Genomic DNA, 18,602 nt, shown 5'->3' on the forward strand with positions numbered 1-18,602 from the left:
TTAAGGAGATCATCCATGCCCTCACCTTCCGCGGATCACCCCATCGACATCCAGGCAGCAGCCCGGCGCACCGACCAATATTTTCATGCGGCCCAGGCCCGGGCCTTCGCCTCGCTGTCGCCCGCCTCGCTGCTGCTGGCCTGGCTGGACTGGGCGCTGCACCTCGCGGCCTCGCCCGGCAAGCAGACCGAGCTGCTGCGTCTGGCATACCGCCACCAGCTAGACTTGGCGCTGTACGCCTACGAATGCCTGAAAGTGTCGGGCGATCCGGCCCAGGTCTGCGTCACCCCGCCAGAAACCGACCGCCGCTTCGGCGACCCGGCCTGGTGCGCCTGGCCCTTCAACGTGCTGCACCAGGGGTTCCTGCTGACCCAGTCCTGGTGGGAAGACGCCACTCACGACCTGCCAGGCACCGACGCGCACCACCTGCACCAGGTTTCTTTCTGGGCGCGCCAGTGGCTGGACATGATGTCGCCCGGCAACCAGCTCTGGGCCAACCCGCTCGCCCTCAGGCGCACAGCCGAAGAAGGCGGCTTGAACCTGCTGCGCGGCGGCGGCTATCTGCTGGAGGACATCGTCCGCCATCAAGCCGCGATGCCGGTCGCGGGGGCGGACAAATTCCGGGTCGGCACCGACGTCGCCGTCACCCCCGGCAAGGTGGTGCTGCGCAACCGGCTGATCGAACTCATCCAGTACGCGCCCACGACCGCGACGGTGCGCCCGGAACCGATCCTGCTCGTGCCAGCCTGGATCATGAAGTACTACATCCTGGATCTCTCGCCGCACAACTCCCTGATCCGCTTCCTGCGCGACCAGGGTCATACCGTGTACTGCATCTCCTGGAAAAACCCCACCGACGAAGACGCCGCGCTGGGCATGGACGATTATCTGCGCGACGGCTTCTTTGCCGCCCTGGACGCGATCGGCCGCATCCAGCCAGAGCACCGCATCCACGCCACAGGCTACTGCCTGGGCGGCACGCTGCTGTCGATTGCCGCAGCCGCCATGGCACGCGATGGTGACGCGCGGCTGGCCAGCGTCAGCCTGTTCACCGCACAGGTCGACTTCAGCGAGCCGGGCGAGATCGGCCTGTTCATCGACGAAGCCCAGGTGCACCTGCTCGAAGCCCAGATGAGGCGCCGGGGCTATTTCAGCGCGGATCAGATGGCCGGGGCCTTCCAGATGCTGCGTTCCTACGATCTGCTCTGGTCGCGCGTCATCCACGAATACCTGCTGGGCGAACGCCGACCCATCAACGACCTGATGGCCTGGAACGCCGACACCACCCGCATGCCGGCCCGCATGCACTCGCAGTACCTGCGCCGCCTCTACCTGGACAACGACCTGAGCGCCGGGCGCTATCCCGTCGCCGGACGGCCCGTCGCCATCAGCGACATCCGCCTGCCGGTCTTTGCCGTGGGCACGCTCACCGATCACGTCGCCCCCTGGCGTTCGGTCTACAAGCTGCACCAGTTCTTTCCCGGCGAACTGAGCTTCGTGCTCACCAGCGGCGGCCACAACGCCGGCATCGTCAACGAGCCCGGCCACCCCCGGCGTCAATACCGCATCCGGACCCGTCGGCCAGGCGACCCGTTTCTGCCGCCCGACGACTGGCTGGCCACCACATCCGTCCGCGACGGTTCGTGGTGGAGCGCCTGGGCCCAATGGCTGGCCGAACGCAGCGGCGCACCCGAAGCCCCCCCGCGCCCGGGCATCCCGGGCAGCCCCACCCTGGGCGACGCGCCCGGTGCTTACGTACTGGAAACCTGAACCGAGACCCGCATCCCGCCACCATGCCGAGCCGACTGAAACCGATCGTTCGCGTCCTGGGCACCGCCAGCCTGCTGCTGACCCTGGGTGCCTGTGTCAATCTGGCGCCACCCACGAAAATCCCGCCACTGCCAGTCGGCAACGCCTGGCCGACGGACACCAGCGCCCAGACGGCCCAGGCGTTGACCAACCTGAGCTGGCGCCATTACTTCCAGGACGCCGACATGCGTCGGCTGATCGGCCTGGCACTGGAACACAACCGTGACCTGCGGCTGGCGGTGCTGCGCGTGCGCGAGGCGGAAGCCACCTACCGCATCCAGCGCGCGGATCAGTTGCCCGCGATCGGCGCGCAGGGTCAGGGGACACGCGCCCGCGACATGGCGCCCCCCTTGCCAGACCAGACCCTCGTGCAGGCGAAATACCAGGCCGCCGTGGGCCTGACGAACTGGGAAATCGACTTTTGGGGCCGCGTGCACAACCTGAAAGACGCGGCCCTGGATGAATGGCTGGCCAGCGACGCCGCCCGCCAGAGCGTCCAAGTCGCACTCGTGCGCCAGGTGGCTGATGCCGTACTGTCGCTGCGCGAGCTGGAACAGCGCGCCATCCTCGCCCGCAATGCCGTCGCCAACCGGCGGCAGTCGCTGGACATCTTCCAGCAGCGCCAGCAGGTTGGCGCCTCCTCGACCCTGGAGCTGACCCAGGTTCGTACGCTGCTCATCCAGGCCCAGTCGCTCAGTGCCCAGATCGAACAGCGGCGGGCAGCCGCACGGCACGCCCTGGCCCTGCTGGTGGGCACTGACCCCGGCTCGCAGCCCGTCACCACCATCAGCCTGGAGGCCACCCCGCTGGCCTTGCTGCAGCCAGGCCTGCCGGCAGATGTCCTGCTTGCCCGGCCCGACATCCGGGCAGCCGAATACCAGCTGCGCGCCGCCCATGCCCGGATCGGGGCCGCGCGCGCCGCCTTCCTGCCGCGCATATCGCTGACCTCGGCCCTGGGCACCGCCAGCGCCGAGCTCGACGGCCTGTTTGGCAGCGGCGGCCGCACCTGGCTGTTTTCCCCGGTCATCGAAATGCCCATCTTCACGGCGGGCAGGCTGCGCGCGAGCCTGGACGTAGCCGAAGTACGCCGCGACATGGCGGCAGCCACCTACGAAAGAAACATCCAGATCGCGTTTCGCGAAGTATCCGATGCGCTGTCGGCCCGCCAGTGGCTGGCCGCGCAGCTGGACATCCAGACACGCATGGCCCAGACCCAGGTCGAACGCGCGGCACTGGCGCAATTGCGCTACGACAGCGGCGCGGCCCCCTACCTGGAAGTGCTGGATGCCCAGCGCGACCTGCTGAACGCCCAGCAGCAGCTGGTGCAGGTGCGCGGCGCCTGGCTCTCCAGCCAGACGGCGCTGTTCTCCGCGCTGGGCGGCGGTGCCGACCCGGCGGCCGACGCCCCCTCGTGACCCGGCCTGCGGGACGACATTGCAAACCGACTATCGAACCGACCCATGACCCTGACCGAGCACATCAAGAAACGCCTTCCCCTGGTTCTCATCGTGGCCGTGGCCGCGGGTGCCTACGGCCTCTGGCGCGGCACCCAGGATCCGGGGCCAGGCCCCGGATTCATGCAGGGCAACGGACGCATCGAAGCCACCGAAATCGACATTGCCACCCAGCTGCCCGGGCGCGTCGAACAAATCCTGGTCAACGAGGGTGACTTCGTCAAGGTCGGCCAGGTGCTGGCCGTGATGAACCTCGATTCCCTGCGGGCGCAACTCGACGAGGCCCAGGCGCGGCAGCGTCAGGCCGGCCACGCGGTGGCCGCCGCACAGGCGCAGGTGGCCCTGCGGGAAAGCGATGTGGCAACGCAGCAAGCCATCGTCAAGCAACGCGACAGCGACCTGTTTGCCGCCCGCCAGCGCCTGAACCGCTCGCGCACGCTCGCGCAGCGCGGGGCGGCATCGCGCCAGGAGCTGGACGATGACCAGGCCCGCCTGCACAGCGCCGAGGCCGGGCTGGCGGCGGCCAAGGCTCAGGTCATCTCCGCTCAGGCGGGCGTCGCGGCAGCCAAGGCCGATCTGGTCGGTGCCGAATCCGCCGTCACCGCCACCGCCGCCACCGTGGCACGTGTCGAGGCCGACCTGAAAGACGGCAGCCTGAAGGCCCCGCGCGACGGACGCATCCAGCTGCGCGTGGCCCAGCCGGGCGAAGTGCTCGGGGCCGGTGGCCGCGTACTGAACATGCTGGACCTCGCCGACGTCTCCATGACCTTCTTCATGCCCGAGGCCGTCGCCGGGCGGCTGGCCATGGGTAGCGAAGTGCGTATCCTCCTGGATGCCGCCCCCGGATACGTGATCCCGGCCGCCGTGTCCTTTGTCGCCAGCCAGGCGCAATTCACCCCTAAAACCGTCGAGACCGCCAGCGAGCGCCAAAAGCTCATGTTCCGCATCAAGGCACGCCTGCCGACGGCGCTGCTGCTGAAGCACCTGGATCAGGTCAAGACCGGCCTGCCCGGCGTCGCCTGGGTGCGCACCGACACCACGCAGCCCTGGCCGGAATCCCTGAACGTACGCCTGCCCGGCGCCCAGCCATCCGGGCAAATGCAATGACATCGGCCACCTTCGCGGCCCAGGTGCGCGGGCTCAGCCACCACTATGGCAAGACGTGCGCGCTGGATGGCATCGACCTGGACATCCCGGCCGGGCGCATGGTGGGCCTGATCGGCCCCGACGGCGTCGGCAAATCGACGCTGCTGTCGATCCTGGCGGGTGCGCGCATCATCCAGCAAGGCAGCGTGCAGGTGCTCGGGGGCGACATGGCGCAGCGCACCCACCGCCAGCAGGCCTGCCCCCGCATCGCCTACATGCCGCAAGGCCTGGGCAAAAACCTGTACCCCACCTTGTCGGTCGAGGAAAACCTGCAGTTCTTCGCACGGCTGTTCGGCCACGACGCCGCCGAACGGCGCCGACGCATCGACGACCTGACCCGCAGCACCGGCCTGCACCCTTTCTTGTCTCGTCCGGCCGGCAAGCTCTCGGGCGGCATGAAACAGAAACTCAGCCTGTGCTGCGCCCTGATCCACGACCCGGATCTTCTGATTCTGGACGAACCCACCACCGGCGTCGATCCGCTCGCCCGTGCCCAGTTCTGGGATCTGATCGCCAGCATCCGCGCCAACCGGCCAGGGATGAGCGTCGTCGTGGCCACGGCCTACATGGACGAAGCGCAGCGTTTCGACTGGCTGCTCGCCATGGATCAGGGTCACATTCTGGCCACCGGCACGCCCGCCGGGCTGCTGGCAGCCACCGCCCAGGATACGCTGGAAGCGGCCTTCATCCATCTGTTGCCCGCCGCCCGGCGCGCGGGCTATGCGCCGGTGGAAATCCCGCCGCTGCCCGAGGGGGCCGACGACGACATCGCCATCGAAGCCCAGGGCCTGACCATGCGGTTTGGCGACTTCGTGGCCGTCGACCACGTCAGCTTCCGCATCCGGCGCGGCGAGATCTTCGGCTTCCTGGGATCGAACGGCTGTGGCAAGTCCACGACCATGAAGATGCTGACAGGCCTGCTGCCCGCCAGCGAGGGCCGCGCCTGGCTGTTCGGCCACGAGATCGACCCCAACGACCTGGACGTGCGCCGCCGGGTCGGCTATATGTCACAGTCGTTCTCGCTGTACAGCGAACTGACGGTACACCAGAACCTGACCCTGCACGCGCGCCTGTTCCACGTTCCGCCCGGGCTCATCCCCGAGCGGGTGCAAGCCATGGTCGAGCGCTTCGGGCTGGGCCAGGTGCTGGACAGGCTGCCCGACAGCCTGCCGCTGGGCATCCGCCAGCGCCTGTCGCTGGCCGTGGCCATGGTGCATGAGCCCGAGCTGCTGATCCTGGACGAACCCACGTCCGGTGTCGACCCGATCGCCCGCGACGAATTCTGGCGGCTGCTGATCACCCTGTCGCGCCGCGATCGGGTGACGATCTTTATCTCCACCCATTTCATGAACGAGGCCGAGCGGTGCGACCGCATGTCCATGATGCACGCGGGACGCGTACTCGACAGCGACCGCCCGGCCGAACTGGTACGCAAACGCGGGGCGCGCACGCTGGAAGAAGCCTTCATCGGCTACCTGCTGGAGGCCAGCGGCGAAGCCCCCCAGCCTGCCACCGACGCCCAGGAAGCCGCCGCGTCGGCCCCGGGCTCCACGCGAACACCACGCATACCGTCCTTCAGCCCGGCCCGGCTGCTGAGCACCGCACGGCGCGAAGCCATGGAGCTGCGCCGCGACCCGGTGCGCGGCACGCTGGCCCTGCTGGGCTCTCTGGTGCTGATGTTCGTCATTGGCTTTGGCATCAGCATGGACGTGGAAAACCTGCGTTTTGCCGTCCTGGATCGGGACAATACGAGCATCAGCCGCGACTACGTACTGAACCTGGCCGGCTCGCGCTACTTCATCGAACGTCCCCCGATCCTGGATGATGCCGACATGGATCGCCGCATGCGCAACGGCGAACTGTCGCTGGCCATCGAAATTCCGCCGGGTTTCGGCGCGGATCTGCTGCACGGGCGCCCGGCCGACCTCAGCGCCTGGATCGACGGCGCCATGCCCCAGCGGGCGGAGACCATCAAAGGCTACGCCCAGGGCATGCACCAGCTGTGGCTGATGCAGCAGGCCCGCGAGCGCCTGGGAGCGTCTCCCCGCCAGCCAGCCAGGCTGGAGACGCGCTTTCGCTACAACCCGGATGTGCGCAGCCTGCCCGCCATGGTGCCCGTCGTCATCCCGTTGATGCTGATCATGCTGCCCGCCATGCTGACGGCGCTGGCCGTGGTGCGGGAAAAGGAAATCGGCTCCATCATCAATTTGTACGTCACCCCCATTTCACGCACCGAGTTCCTGCTGGGCAAGCAGATGCCCTATATCGGCCTGGCGCTGGTGAACTTCACGGCCATGTGCCTGTTGTCGATCACCGTATTTGGCGTCCCCATCAAGGGCAGCCTGCCCACACTGGCCCTCTCGGCCGTGATTTTCTGCGTGGCCTCGACCGGACTGGGCCTGCTGGCCTCGAGCGTGACGCGCAGCCAGATCGCCGCCATGTTCTTCACCATGATCGGCACCCTGATCCCGGCGATCCAGTTTTCCGGCATGCTCGACCCGGTCAGCTCGCTGGAGGGACCGGGCCGACTGCTTGGCCAGACCTACCCGGCAGCCTATATGTTCACGATCAGCCGTGGCGTCTTCAACAAGGCACTGGCGTTTCACGATCTGTGGCCCTCCATCTGGCCTCTGGCGCTGTCGGTTTCGGTCATCCTGGGCGGGGCGATCGCGCTGCTGCGCAAACAGGATCGCTGACATGAACCGGCAATCCCTCGGAACCATCTGGCGGCTGGGCATCAAAGAGCTCTGGAGCTTGTGGCGCGACCCGGTCATGCTGATCCTGATCGCCTTTTCCTTCACGGTCTCGGTCTACACCGCGGCGACCGCCGTGCCCGAAACCCTGCACAAAGTACCGATCGCCATCGTGGACGAAGACCATTCTCCCCTGTCCCAGCAGATCGCCAGCGCCTTTTACCCGCCGCTATTCATGCCGCCCGCCATGATCAGCCACGAACAGGTCGATCCGGGCATGGACATCGGCCGCTATTCTTTTGCGCTGAACATTCCGCCCAATTTCCAGCGCGACGTGCTGGCGGGGCGCGACGCGGAAATCCAGATCAACGTCGACGCGACCCGCATGAGCCAGGCCTTTACCGGCAACGGCAACATTCAGCAGATCATCCAGGGCGAGATTGCCGATTTCATGCGCGGTCGCGGACAAACCATCGCGCCTCCCATCGATCTGGTGCTGCGGGCGCGCTTCAATCCGGGCCTGGAAAAATCCTGGTTCGGCGGCCTGATGGAAATCATCAACCAGATCACCATGCTGTCGCTGATCCTCACCGGTGCCGCATTGATCCGCGAACGCGAACATGGCACGATCGAGCACCTGCTGGTGATGCCCGTGACGCCAACCCAGATCATGCTGTCCAAAGTCTGGTCGATGAGCCTGGTCGTGCTGCTCGCGGCCGCCCTGTCGCTCAATGGCATCGTCCGGGGCCTGCTGCACGTGCCTGTCGAGGGCTCGTTGCCGCTTTTCTTCACCGGCGCGGCCCTGCACCTGTTTGCCATGACAGCGATGGGCATCTACCTTGCCACCCTGGCGCGCAACATGCCGCAGTTCGGCATGCTGATGATCCTGATCCTGCTGCCCATGCAGATGCTGTCGGGCGGCACCACCCCGCGCGAAAGCATGCCCCGGCTGGCGCAAGACCTGATGCTGGCGGCCCCCACCACCCACTTCGTCGAACTGGGACAGGCCATCCTGTACCGGGGGGCCGGGCTCAGCGTCGTCTGGCCCTCGTTTCTCGCTCTGGCGGTCATCGGGTCCCTGATGTTCTTCCTGTCGCTGCGACGTTTTCGTGCCGCAATCGGCAGCATGGCCTGATACCAGCTCCCTTTCCCACCATCCGACCCTGCCAAGACCTCCATGACCGACACTTCGCTCAATACCTTGCGCAACCGCACCTTTGCCGAACTCGCCGTGGGCGACAGCGCCCGCATCGAGCGGGTGCTGTCCATGCGCGACATCCAGCTGTTTGCCGCCGTCTCGGGCGACCTGAACCCCCAGCACCTGGATCCGGATTTCGCCGCCGGCACCCCTTTTCAGGGCATCATTGCCCACGGCATGTGGGGCGCCTCGCTGATCTCGGCCGTGCTGGGAACCCAGCTGCCCGGCCCAGGCACCATCTACCTGGATCAAAGCCTGTCGTTCCGGGCGCCGGTGCGCATCGGCGACCGCGTCACCGTCGAGGTACGCGTCACGGCCCTGGAGGCCAGACACCGCCACGCCCGCCTGGCCTGCACCTGCACCCTGCCCGACGGCACCATCGCCATCCAGGGCGAGGCGCTGGTTCAGGCACCGGACAAGACCGTCGAATGCCCCCGCAGCACGCTGCCCGACATCCGCATCCAGCCATCCGGCGCAGACAGTCTGCAGACTTTGCTGACCCACGTGCGCGGCCGCGACCCGATCCGCGTGGCAGTCGTCCATTCCTGCGACGAGGTCAGCCTGCGGGCCGTGCTGGAAGCCCGCCGGGAAAACCTGATCGAACCGGTTCTGGTGGCGCCCCGGGCCCGCCTGGAGCAGGCCGCCCAGGCCCTGGGCGCATCGCTCGAGGGGCTGGACGTGCGCGATGCGGCGCACAGCCACGCGGCGGCGGACATGGCCGTGGCGCTGGCCCGCGCGGGCGAAGTCGAAGCCCTGATGAAAGGCAGCCTGCACACCGACGAGCTGATGGGCGCGGTCGTGCGCGCCGACGGCCTGCGCACCAAGCGGCGCGTCAGCCACTGCTACCTGATGCAGGTTCCCCAATACCCCCGCCCCTTCATCATCACCGATGCGGCGATCAACATCGCCCCGACGCTGGAGCAAAAGGCCGACATCATCCGCAACGCCATCGACCTCGCGCACGCGATCGGCGTGGCGCGGCCACGCGTCGCCATTCTTGCCGCAGTGGAAACGATCAGCACCGGCATGCCGGCCACCCTGGATGCCGCCGCCCTGTGCAAGATGGCCGACCGCGGCCAGATCACCGGTGGCCTGCTCGACGGCCCGCTGGCCTTCGACAACGCCGTGTCCCAGGCCGCCGCCCACATCAAGGGCATCCGCTCGGACGTGGCGGGCCGCGCCGACATCCTGGTGGCACCCGATCTGGAAAGCGGCAACATGCTCGCCAAACAGCTGATGTACCTGGGCGACGCAACCAGCGCCGGCATCGTCCTGGGAGCCCGCGTACCCATCATCCTGACCAGCCGGGCGGACAGCTACGAATCCCGCATCGCATCCTGCGCCGTGGCCCTGCTGCTGGCGCACCACTACCGGAGCACCCCCCTATGATCGCCCCCCAGACGCCCGCCCCCGGGCAGAACCTGATCCTGGTGCTGAACTGCGGTTCGTCCAGCATCAAGTTCGCACTGTTCGACGTTTCGTCCAGCCCCTTGCCACGGCGTCCAGCCTGGAACGGCAAAGTCCAGGGCATCGGCGGCACCCAGCCAGACTTCGGCGCAACCGGCGTTGCGCCGTTTGCCATCCAGCTCGACACGCAAAACCCTTACGGCAGCGCCCTGAACCTGATTCTGCGCCACGTGCACGCCCGGCTGGGCGAGGGGCGCCTGGTGGCCGTCGCCCACCGCGTCGTTCATGGGGGCAGCCGGTATTTCACGCCGGTACGCATCGACGCTGGCGTCCTGGCCGACCTGCGCGGCTACGTCCCCCTGGCACCGCTGCACCAGCCCTTTGCGCTCGAAGCGATCGATATGCTGCTGCGCGAACGGCCTGGCCTGCCCCAGGTCGCCTGTTTCGACACCGCCTTTCACCATACCGTCCCCCAGGTCGAGCAATTGCTGCCGCTGCCCTACGACGCCTGGGAACGCGGCCTGCGCCGCTACGGCTTTCACGGCTTGTCCTACGAATATCTGTCCGTCGCCCTGCCCGAGCGCCATGGCCAACGGGCACGCGGTCGGGTCATCGCCGCGCACCTGGGCAGCGGCGCGAGCCTGTGCGCCATGCAAGACCTGCGCAGCCAGGCGACCACCATGGGCTTCTCCGCCCTGGATGGCCTGATGATGGGCACGCGCACCGGCGCCCTGGATCCAGGGGCCGTACTCTACCTGATGGAGATCGAACACCTCAGCCTGGAGGCAGTCGGCCACATCCTGTATCACGAATCCGGCTTGAAGGGCGTCTCGGGCATCTCGTCCGACCCGCGCGACCTGCTGGCCGTCGAAGCCCGCGAGCCCCGCGCGCGCCTGGCCCTGGCGCTGTACGTGCGCCGCATCGTCCGCGAGATCGGCGCCCTGGCGGCCGCACTGGGCGGGCTGGACATGCTGGTGTTCACGGCCGGCATCGGCGAACACAGCATCGAACTGCGCCGACGGGTCTGCCAGGAATTGGCCTGGCTGGGCATCACGCTGAACCCCGCCGCCAATGCGGCTCAGGCCACGACGCTGTCAACCCCCGACAGCCCCATCCTGGTGGCTATGGAGCCGACCAACGAAGAATGGATCGCAGCCCGGCACGCCCTGGGCCTGCTGGACTGAACGCCGGGCCAGGCGTGCCGCGCGAAACCGCGCCTCAGATCACGCCACGCGCGCGCAAGGCATCGATCGCGTCAGGCGCCATCCCCAGCACATCCGAGAGCACGTCGGCCGTGTGCGCCCCCAAGGGGGGCGGTGGCAGCCGATAATCGACCGGGGTATCCGACAGGCGGATCGGACTGGCCACCAGGGGCACCGTGCCGGCTTGCGCATGGGCCATGTCGATGCGCAAACCGCGCGCCCGCACCTGGGGGTCTTGAAAGACTTGCTCAATGGCATTGATCGGCCCGCAGGGCACGGCGCGCGACTCGAGCGCGGCAATCCACTGCGCCGTGGTGCGCGCCGTGGTGAGATGGCGCAGGATGGGGATGAGCTCGCCCCGATGCTCGACGCGGGCCCGATTGGTGGCAAAACGCGCATCCTGCGCAAGGTCGGGGCGGCCGGCCTCTTCGCAGAAGCGGGCAAACTGGCCGTCGTTGCCAATGGCCAGGATCATGTAGCCATCGGCGGTGGGAAAGTCTTGATACGGCACGATGCTGGGGTGCGCATTGCCCAGGCGCCCCGGGCTGTGCCCGGTGGCCAGGTAGTTCATGGCCTGGTTGGCCAGGCAGGCTACCTGCACGTCGAGCAGGGCCATATCCACATGCTGGCCACGCCCCGTGTGCGCGCGCGCGGCCAGCGCCGCCTGAATGGCATTGGCGGCATACAGGCCGGTGAGGATGTCCGTGAGCGCCACCCCCACTTTCATGGGGCCGCCGCCCGCCTCGGTATCGGGCCGCCCAGTGACGCTCATGAGCCCCCCCAGGCCTTGCACCAGGAAATCGTAGCCCGCGCGCGCGGCATAAGGCCCCGTCTGGCCAAAGCCCGTGATGGAGCAATACACCAGGCGCGGGTTGACGTCCTTGAGCGTGGCGTAGTCGAGGCCGTAGCGCGCCAGCCCGCCCGCCTTGAAGTTTTCGACCAGCACGTCGGACTGCGCCACCAGCTGGCGAATCAAGGCCTGGCCCTCGGCGCTGGCGATGTCTACAGTGACCGACCGCTTGTTGCGGTTGGCACACAGATAATAAGCCGCCACACGGCTGTCTTGCCCCGCCGCATCCGGCATCCAGGGGGGCCCCCAGCCGCGTGTGTCGTCGCCCGCCTCCGGACGTTCGATCTTGATGACGTCAGCCCCCAGATCGCCCAGGATCTGCGTGGCCCAGGGCCCTGCCAGCACGCGCGAGAGATCGAGCACGCGAATGTGCGACAAGGCCCCCTGGCGGGGCGGCGCGATGGCGGACGCGGAGGGCGTGCCGCCGTCATTAGCGGGAATTTGCGCGGCATCGGTCGGCATCGGGGGCTCCTTGGACGGCACGCTCAGTTGGCGAAGGCGGCGATGCCCGTGATGGCGCGCCCGAGGATCAGGGCGTGCACGTCGTGCGTGCCTTCGTAGGTATTGACCACCTCGAGATTGACCAGATGGCGGGCGATGCAGAACTCGTCGGAAATGCCGTTGCCGCCCAGCATGTCGCGCGCCGTGCGGGCAATGTCGAGCGCCTTGCCGCAAGAATTGCGCTTGATGATGGACGTGATTTCGACCGGCGCCAGGCCTTCATCCTTCAGGCGTCCCACCCGCAGCACCGCCTGCAGCCCGAGCGTGATCTCGGTGAGCATGTCAGCCAGCTTTTTCTGGATGAGCTGGTTGGCCGCCAGGGGGCGGCCAAACTGCTTGCGGTCGAGCACGTACTGGCGCGCCGTTTCGTAGCAGGCCTCGGCTGCGCCCAGCGCCCCCCAGGCAATGCCGAAGCGGGCCGAATTGAGGCACGTGAACGGCCCCTTGAGGCCGCGCACGTCGGGGAAGGCGTTTTCTTCGGGCACGAAGACTTCGTCGAGCACGATCTCGCCCGTGATGGAGGCGCGCAGGCCCACCTTGCCGTGGATGGCGGGCGCCGACAGGCCCTTCCAGCCCTTTTCCAGCACGAAGCCGCGGATGTCGCCCGCCTCATCCTTGGCCCAGACCACGAAGACGTCGGCGATGGGGCTGTTGGTGATCCAGGCCTTGGCGCCCGTGAGGCTATAGCCACCGGGCACCTTCTTGGCGCGCGTGACCATCGAACCAGGGTCGGAGCCGTGATCGGGCTCGGTGAGGCCAAAACAGCCGACCCACTCGCCCGAGGCGAGCTTGGGCAGGTATTTCTGCTTTTGCGCTTCGGTGCCAAAGGCATTGATGGGCACCATGACCAGCGAGCTTTGCACGCTCATCATCGAACGGTAGCCCGAATCGACCCGCTCGACCTCGCGGGCGATCAGGCCATAGCTGACGTAATTGAGCGCCGCGCCGCCGTATTGCTCGGGAATCGTCACCCCCAGCAGGCCCAGCTCGCCCATTTCGCGGAAGATGGCGGGTTCGGCCTTTTCGTGGCGAAAGGCGGCCTGTACGCGCGGCAGCAGTTGTTCCTGGCAATAGGCGCGCGCGGCATCGCGCACCATGCGCTCGGTGTCGCTGAGCTGTTGATCGAGCAGCAGCGGATCGAGCCACTGGAATTGCGGGCGGGATGAGGACATGCAGAAGCTCCTGAACAGTGATGAAGTGACTGTTCAGCATCCTAGCGGCTTATCCAACGGGCTACAATCGATATAAATTAATCGACTTGTGATTTTTTCTCACTCATAGCCGGTACTCTATGCGCAAACGCCTACCCAGCACCACCGCCTTGCAGGCCTTCGAGGCCGCCGCGCGCCACCAGAGCTTCACGCTGGCCGCCCAAGAGCTGTCCCTGACCCAGGGGGCCGTCTGCCGCCAGATCGCCACGCTCGAAACCTTCGTGGGTGTGGCCCTTTTCGACCGCGTGCGCCGTGGCGTCCGCCTGACCGACGCCGGCGAGCGCTACGCCCGACTCGTGGGTCGCCAGCTGGATGCCATCGAGCGCGACACGCTGGCCATCATGGCACACCAGGGCGGCGGCGTGGTGGAGCTTGCCGTCGTACCCACCTTCGCCACGCGCTGGCTGCTGCCCAGGCTGGCCCAGCCTGGCGGCGGGCCTGGGTTGCAGGTCAACATGGCCACACGCACCCGGCCCTTTCTGTTTGACGATACCGAGTTCGACGCCGCCATTTACTCGGGCGACCCCGGCTGGCCCGGCACCCAGGCTTATTTCCTGATGCGCGAGAACCCGGTGCCCGTCTGCAGCCCCCGGCTGGCCCCAGGCCCGCTGGACGCCGCCGTCATCGCCGGACTGCCGCTGCTGCAGCAAAGTACACGGCCCGCTGCCTGGCGTGACTGGTTCGCCTCGGCCGGCGTGGCCGCCCCCGCCGACATGGCGGGCATACGCCTGGAACTGTTCTCGATGTTGTCGCAGGCCGCCAGCGATGGCCTGGGCGTGGCCTTGATCCCGCCCTTCCTGATCCGGCAGGAACTGGATCGCGGCGATCTGCACGTGCTCAACCCGCACAGCGGGCCGGGTCAGCGGGCTTTTCACCTGATCGTGCCAGAACGCAAGATTGGCTTGCCCACCCTGGTGCAGTTTCGTGATTGGCTGATGGCGCAGGCGGGTGCAGACCAAGCCACCTCTCTAGAGGCTGAGGTTCTGCAGACCCAGCCCAGCTGATCGGCCAACCGGCCAACGACACGTCCGGAACCGGGCGCAGGCCCCGACCGCCCGGCCAGCCGAAACAGCCTTGCGCGCCTCAGACCTGTGCAAGCGCAGCCTGCACGGCGGCCAGATCACTGGCGGGTATCCTGGCCCAGCACAGGCCGTCGGCTTCGAGTGCCACCAGCCCCTGGACATCGGCCACCAAGGCAGCCAGATCGCGCTCGGCAAACGAGCGGCCCAGGTTGTTGAGCACCTTGGGGTCGCCAAACGGTTCGGAGAGCAGCAGCTCGGTGCCGTCCGCGGCAAATAGGCGCTGGCGGAACTGCCCGTCTTCGTCGCGAAACGACACCAGGCGCGCCCGGCCCACCTTGCCTGTCTTGCCTGCGGCCTTGCCCGCACCAGAGGGCGCGGCGGGCTGGCGCAGGCCCACGGCCTCGCGCAGGCGATCCATGAAGGGCATGGCGATGGCGCGCGCTTTCTGCGCCCCCGCCTGCAAGATAGCCTCGATGCGTTCGGGGTGTGCCATCAGTTCGGCATAGGGCTCGCGCATGGGGCCAATCTGTGCCTCGATCTGCTCGCACAAGGCCTGTTTGGCATCGCCCCAACCCAGCCCGCCTTCCAGCGCCGTGCGAAACGCCGCCGCCTGCGCGTGCGTGGCAAACGCGCGGTACAGGGTGAAGAGGTGCGCGCCGTCGGCATCCTTGGGCTCGCCCGGCAGCCGCGAATCGGTGACGATCTGCGCCACCGCCGCCTTCAGGGCTTTGCGCCCCCCCTCGAACAGGGGAATCGTGTTGTTGTAGCTCTTGGACATCTTGCGCCCGTCCAGGCCCGGCAAAGTGGCCACGTCCTCGTCGATCTGTACCTCGGGGAGCACGAACAGGTCTTGCCCACGCCCGTACAGGTGATTGAAACGCTGGGCGATGTCGCGCGCCATCTCCAGATGCTGGATCTGGTCGCGCCCCACCGGCACCCGGTGGGCGTTGAACAGGAGAATGTCCGCCGCCATCAGCACCGGATAGGAAAACAGCCCCATGGTGATGCCATCGTCGGGCTCTTCATCCTTGGCCAGATTGGCATCCACCGCGGCCTTGTAGGCATGCGCCCGGTTCATCAGCCCCTTGGCCGTGACACAGGTAAGCATCCAGCACAGCTCGGGGATCTCGGGCACGTCGGATTGGCGGTAGAACGTGACGCGGTCGGTGTCCAGCCCGGCGGCGATCCAGGTGGCGGCGATTTCCAGCCGCGATTGCGCCACGCGGGCGGGATCCGCGCACTTGATGAGTGCGTGGAAATCGGCCAGGAAGAAAAACGCATCCACGCCGGGTTCGGTACTCGACTGGATGGCGGGGCGGATGGCCCCTGCATAGTTGCCCAGGTGCGGCGTGCCGGAGGTGGTGATGCCGGTCAGAACCCGGCGGGAGGCCGGGGCGGCTGCGGAAGGGGGCATGCTCATGCGTCAATCATCCTGGGTAAGGGTCTGGAACAAGCTTATAGATCTACCAACGCGCGGCGGGTCTCGGCCAGGTATTCGCGCGACTGCATTTCCATCAGGCGCGACACCGTCCGGCTGAACTCGTTGGACATCGGGCCTTGAGTATAAAGCGCATCCGCCGGGCACTGCGCCGAGAGGATGAGCTTGACCTTGTGGTCGTACAGCACGTCCACGAGCCAGGTAAAGCGCCGCGCTTCGGAGGCCTGGCGCGGCGCCATCTGCGGCACGTCCGAGACGATGATGGTCTGGAAGCGGTCGGCGAGATCGAGGTAGTCGTTTTGCGAGCGGGGCGTACCGCACAGCGCCTCGAAGTCGAACCAGACCACCGTGCCCGCCAGGGCAATGGCCTGAATCTCACGGTCTTCGATCAGCAACACGGGCTTCTGCTCGGCGGTGTCGGCCAGGCGCGTAAAGGCGGCGCGCAGCTCGTCGTGCGTAGCCGCGACGATCGGTGTGATGTAGGTGCGCAGCTGCGCCAGGGTGCGGCGCCGGTAATCAATGCCCGCATCCACGTTGAGCACGTCCATTTTTTGCTGGATGAGCTCGATCGCGGGCAGGATGCGGTCGCGATGCAAGCCGTCGGGATAGAGCGTGGACGGCTCGTAGTTGGAGGTCATGACAAAGGACGTGCCGTACTCGAAGAGCTTGAGCAGCAAGCGGTACAGAATCATGGCGTCGGCCACGTCCGAGACGTGAAATTCGTCGAAGCAGATGAGGCGATAACGCTTGGCGATCGTGCTCGCCACGTGATCCAGCGGATCGGCCTCGCCGCTGACGGCACGAATCTCTTTGTGCACGCCGCGCATGAACTCGTGAAAATGCAGGCGCACCTTGCGCTTGACCGGCACGGTGAGATAGAACGCATCCATGAGAAAGCTCTTGCCGCGCCCCACCCCGCCCCACAAGTAGACCCCCCGGGGCACGTCGGGATGCAGAAAGAGTTTTTTCAGGCGGGTGGATCGCTGACGCTTGAACTCGATCCAGTCGTCATAGTATTGCTGCAGGCGCTCGACCGCCGCGTGCTGGGCCTCGTCAGCGACGAAGCCCCGCTCGCGCAGGGCCTGCGCGTAGTACGCGCTGACATCCATGAAAGTGGCTTTGCTTACAGATTGAGCGTGCGCTTGTCGACCGCCAGGGCGGCCTCTTTCACCGCTTCGGACAGGGTCGGGTGCGCATGGCAGATACGTGCGATGTCTTCGGCCGCGCCACGGAACTCCATGATGGTGACGGCTTCGGCAATCAGTTCGGAAGCCAGCGGCCCGACGATGTGCACGCCCAGTACTTCATCCGTCTTGGCATCCGCCAGAATCTTCACGAAGCCGGTGGTGTCGCCCAGCGCCCGCGCACGGCCATTGGCCATGAAGGGGAACGAGCCCGCCTTGTAGTCGCGGCCTTCGGCCTTGAGCGTCTGTTCGGTCTTGCCGACCCAGGCCACTTCGGGCGAGGTATAGATGACCCAGGGGATGGTGTCGAAATTGACGTGCCCGTGCTGACCGGCAATGCGCTCGGCCACGGCCACGCCTTCTTCTTCGGCCTTGTGCGCCAGCATGGGCCCGCGCACGACGTCGCCCACGGCCCAGACGTTGGCCAGGTTGCTGCGGCAGTCTTCGTCCACCACCACGAAGCCGCGCTCGTCGAGCTTCAGGCCCACGGTGTCGGCGCCCAGGCCATTGGTGTTGGGCACGCGGCCAATCGAGACGATGAGTTTTTCGACGGCCAGCGATTGCTCGGCGCCGGCGGCGTCGGTGTACGAGATGGCCACGCCCTGGGCCGCGGTCTTGACCTCGCCGATGCGCACGCCGGTCTGGATTTTCAGGCCCTGCTTGTTGAGCGCCTTTTGCGCTTCTTTGGCCACGTCGCGGTCGACCGCGCCGAGGAAGTCGGGCATGGCTTCGAGAATGGTGACGTCGGCTCCCAGGCGGCGCCACACGCTGCCCATTTCCAGGCCGATGACGCCCGCGCCGATGATGCCCAGGGTCTTGGGCACGGCGGGGATGCGCAGGGCGCCGTCGTTGGAGAGGATCTTGTCTTCGTCGAACGGCAGGCCCGGCAGCTCGCGCGCATTGGAGCCCGTGGCTACGACCACGTGGCGCGCTTCGAGGTCTTCGTCGGCCTTGCCGGCCACTTTCACCAGCCAGCCGAAGTCGGTCTTGGCCGCCAGCGAGCCGGTGCCGTGGAAAAAGGACACCTTGTTCTTCTTGAACAGGTAGAGGATGCCTTCGTTGTTCTGCTTGACGACGGTGTCCTTGCGGCCCACCAGCTTGGCCAGATCGAGGTGTACCTCTTTGGCCGTGATGCCGTGATCAGCGAACTCGTGGTTGACCTGCTCGTAGTGTTCGGAGGATTGCAGCAGCGCCTTGGACGGGATGCAGCCCACGTTGGTGCAGGTGCCGCCCGGCGCGGGCTTGCCCGCCGCCGTCGTCCAGGCGTCCACGCAGGCCACGGTCAGGCCCAGCTGGGCCGCGCGGATCGCCGCGATATAGCCGCCGGGGCCGGCCCCGATGACGACGACGTCAAATTGTTTTGCCATGATTGTCTCTTGAAAAAGGTTCACAGAAAGGCCGACGATGCGCACCGTCGGCACGGCCCGACAATCGCCGACGCACGGGCCGACAGGCGGCCCGCCCGCCACGCCAGGCGGCGCGGCGGG

Annotated in this window: 13 protein-coding genes; 8 read left to right on the forward strand and 5 right to left on the reverse strand. The window is 67.1% G+C overall.

Translation table 11 applies throughout. The features are described 5' to 3' along the window. Positions 1–15 precede the first annotated feature (15 nt). From CCA01S_RS14460 to CCA01S_RS14490, 7 genes are read left to right on the forward strand one after another with little or no spacing between them, the layout of a single operon-like run. Positions 16–1,770, forward strand: coding sequence for a PHA/PHB synthase family protein (locus CCA01S_RS14460; RefSeq protein ID WP_066459754.1), 1,755 nt, complete (start codon positions 16–18; stop codon positions 1,768–1,770). A gap of 23 nt (positions 1,771–1,793) precedes the next feature. Next, entirely contained in the window at positions 1,794–3,224 is a 1,431-nt protein-coding gene (locus tag CCA01S_RS14465; RefSeq protein ID WP_066459756.1) for an efflux transporter outer membrane subunit, read from the forward strand. A gap of 45 nt (positions 3,225–3,269) precedes the next feature. Next, positions 3,270–4,370, forward strand: coding sequence for an HlyD family secretion protein (locus CCA01S_RS14470; RefSeq protein ID WP_066459758.1), 1,101 nt, complete (start codon positions 3,270–3,272; stop codon positions 4,368–4,370). Beyond that, positions 4,367–7,105 carry a ribosome-associated ATPase/putative transporter RbbA gene (gene rbbA, locus CCA01S_RS14475; protein ID WP_066459760.1) on the forward strand — a complete coding sequence of 913 codons (2,739 nt, stop codon included), beginning with the start codon at positions 4,367–4,369 and terminating at the stop codon, positions 7,103–7,105. Before CCA01S_RS14470 ends, rbbA begins: the two co-directional genes overlap by 4 nt. 1 nt (position 7,106) lies before the next feature. Then, positions 7,107–8,237, forward strand: coding sequence for an ABC transporter permease (locus tag CCA01S_RS14480; RefSeq protein ID WP_066459765.1), 1,131 nt, complete (start codon positions 7,107–7,109; stop codon positions 8,235–8,237). Positions 8,238–8,279: 42 nt separating this feature from the next. After that, a complete protein-coding gene (locus CCA01S_RS14485; RefSeq protein ID WP_066459773.1) occupies positions 8,280–9,689 on the forward strand; it encodes a bifunctional enoyl-CoA hydratase/phosphate acetyltransferase in 1,410 nt (469 codons plus the stop codon). Continuing rightward, positions 9,686–10,891 (forward strand): acetate/propionate family kinase, encoded by a 1,206-nt coding sequence (locus tag CCA01S_RS14490; protein WP_066459777.1) that lies wholly within the window; start codon positions 9,686–9,688, stop codon positions 10,889–10,891. The genes CCA01S_RS14485 and CCA01S_RS14490 overlap by 4 nt, the downstream gene beginning before the upstream one ends. A gap of 34 nt (positions 10,892–10,925) precedes the next feature. On the opposite strand, the gene CCA01S_RS14495 is transcribed toward CCA01S_RS14490, so the two are convergent. Further along, entirely contained in the window at positions 10,926–12,221 is a 1,296-nt protein-coding gene (locus CCA01S_RS14495; RefSeq protein WP_084386812.1) for a CaiB/BaiF CoA transferase family protein, read from the reverse strand. Between the two features lie 23 nt (positions 12,222–12,244). Next, positions 12,245–13,432, reverse strand: coding sequence for an acyl-CoA dehydrogenase (locus tag CCA01S_RS14500; protein ID WP_066459779.1), 1,188 nt, complete (start codon positions 13,430–13,432; stop codon positions 12,245–12,247). Between the two features lie 119 nt (positions 13,433–13,551). Between CCA01S_RS14500 and CCA01S_RS14505 the strand changes: the two genes are divergently transcribed. Continuing rightward, on the forward strand, positions 13,552–14,475 hold the full coding sequence (locus CCA01S_RS14505) for a LysR family transcriptional regulator (protein ID WP_066459781.1): 924 nt from the start codon (positions 13,552–13,554) through the stop codon (positions 14,473–14,475). A gap of 79 nt (positions 14,476–14,554) precedes the next feature. Here CCA01S_RS14505 and CCA01S_RS14510 read toward each other — a convergent pair whose 3' ends face one another. From CCA01S_RS14510 to lpdA, 3 genes are read right to left on the reverse strand one after another with little or no spacing between them, the layout of a single operon-like run. Further along, entirely contained in the window at positions 14,555–15,913 is a 1,359-nt protein-coding gene (locus tag CCA01S_RS14510) for a tryptophan--tRNA ligase (RefSeq protein ID WP_232305144.1), read from the reverse strand. 35 nt (positions 15,914–15,948) lie between these two features. Next, entirely contained in the window at positions 15,949–17,040 is a 1,092-nt protein-coding gene (gene zapE / locus CCA01S_RS14515; protein WP_066459782.1) for a cell division protein ZapE, read from the reverse strand. 14 nt (positions 17,041–17,054) lie between these two features. Beyond that, positions 17,055–18,482: a dihydrolipoyl dehydrogenase gene (gene lpdA / locus CCA01S_RS14520; protein ID WP_066459784.1), complete on the reverse strand. Its 1,428-nt coding sequence runs from the start codon at positions 18,480–18,482 to the stop codon at positions 17,055–17,057. Between the last annotated feature and the right edge of the window lie 120 nt (positions 18,483–18,602).

It is taken from the genome of Castellaniella caeni NBRC 101664 (assembly GCF_001592225.1).
Classification (GTDB): domain Bacteria; phylum Pseudomonadota; class Gammaproteobacteria; order Burkholderiales; family Burkholderiaceae_B; genus Castellaniella; species Castellaniella caeni.

What these genes read in the sequence shown, in the direction of transcription:
- CCA01S_RS14460 (WP_066459754.1), top strand. Translation starts at nt 16, where the DNA reads ATGCCCTCACCTTCCGCGGATCACCCCATCGACATCCAGGCAGCAGCC.
- CCA01S_RS14465 (WP_066459756.1), top strand. Translation starts at nt 1,794, where the DNA reads ATGCCGAGCCGACTGAAACCGATCGTTCGCGTCCTGGGCACCGCCAGC.
- CCA01S_RS14470 (WP_066459758.1), top strand. Translation starts at nt 3,270, where the DNA reads ATGACCCTGACCGAGCACATCAAGAAACGCCTTCCCCTGGTTCTCATC.
- rbbA (WP_066459760.1), top strand. Translation starts at nt 4,367, where the DNA reads ATGACATCGGCCACCTTCGCGGCCCAGGTGCGCGGGCTCAGCCACCAC.
- CCA01S_RS14480 (WP_066459765.1), top strand. Translation starts at nt 7,107, where the DNA reads ATGAACCGGCAATCCCTCGGAACCATCTGGCGGCTGGGCATCAAAGAG.
- CCA01S_RS14485 (WP_066459773.1), top strand. Translation starts at nt 8,280, where the DNA reads ATGACCGACACTTCGCTCAATACCTTGCGCAACCGCACCTTTGCCGAA.
- CCA01S_RS14490 (WP_066459777.1), top strand. Translation starts at nt 9,686, where the DNA reads ATGATCGCCCCCCAGACGCCCGCCCCCGGGCAGAACCTGATCCTGGTG.
- CCA01S_RS14495 (WP_084386812.1), bottom strand. Translation starts at nt 12,221, where the DNA reads ATGCCGACCGATGCCGCGCAAATTCCCGCTAATGACGGCGGCACGCCC.
- CCA01S_RS14500 (WP_066459779.1), bottom strand. Translation starts at nt 13,432, where the DNA reads ATGTCCTCATCCCGCCCGCAATTCCAGTGGCTCGATCCGCTGCTGCTC.
- CCA01S_RS14505 (WP_066459781.1), top strand. Translation starts at nt 13,552, where the DNA reads ATGCGCAAACGCCTACCCAGCACCACCGCCTTGCAGGCCTTCGAGGCC.
- CCA01S_RS14510 (WP_232305144.1), bottom strand. Translation starts at nt 15,913, where the DNA reads ATGAGCATGCCCCCTTCCGCAGCCGCCCCGGCCTCCCGCCGGGTTCTG.
- zapE (WP_066459782.1), bottom strand. Translation starts at nt 17,040, where the DNA reads ATGGATGTCAGCGCGTACTACGCGCAGGCCCTGCGCGAGCGGGGCTTC.
- lpdA (WP_066459784.1), bottom strand. Translation starts at nt 18,482, where the DNA reads ATGGCAAAACAATTTGACGTCGTCGTCATCGGGGCCGGCCCCGGCGGC.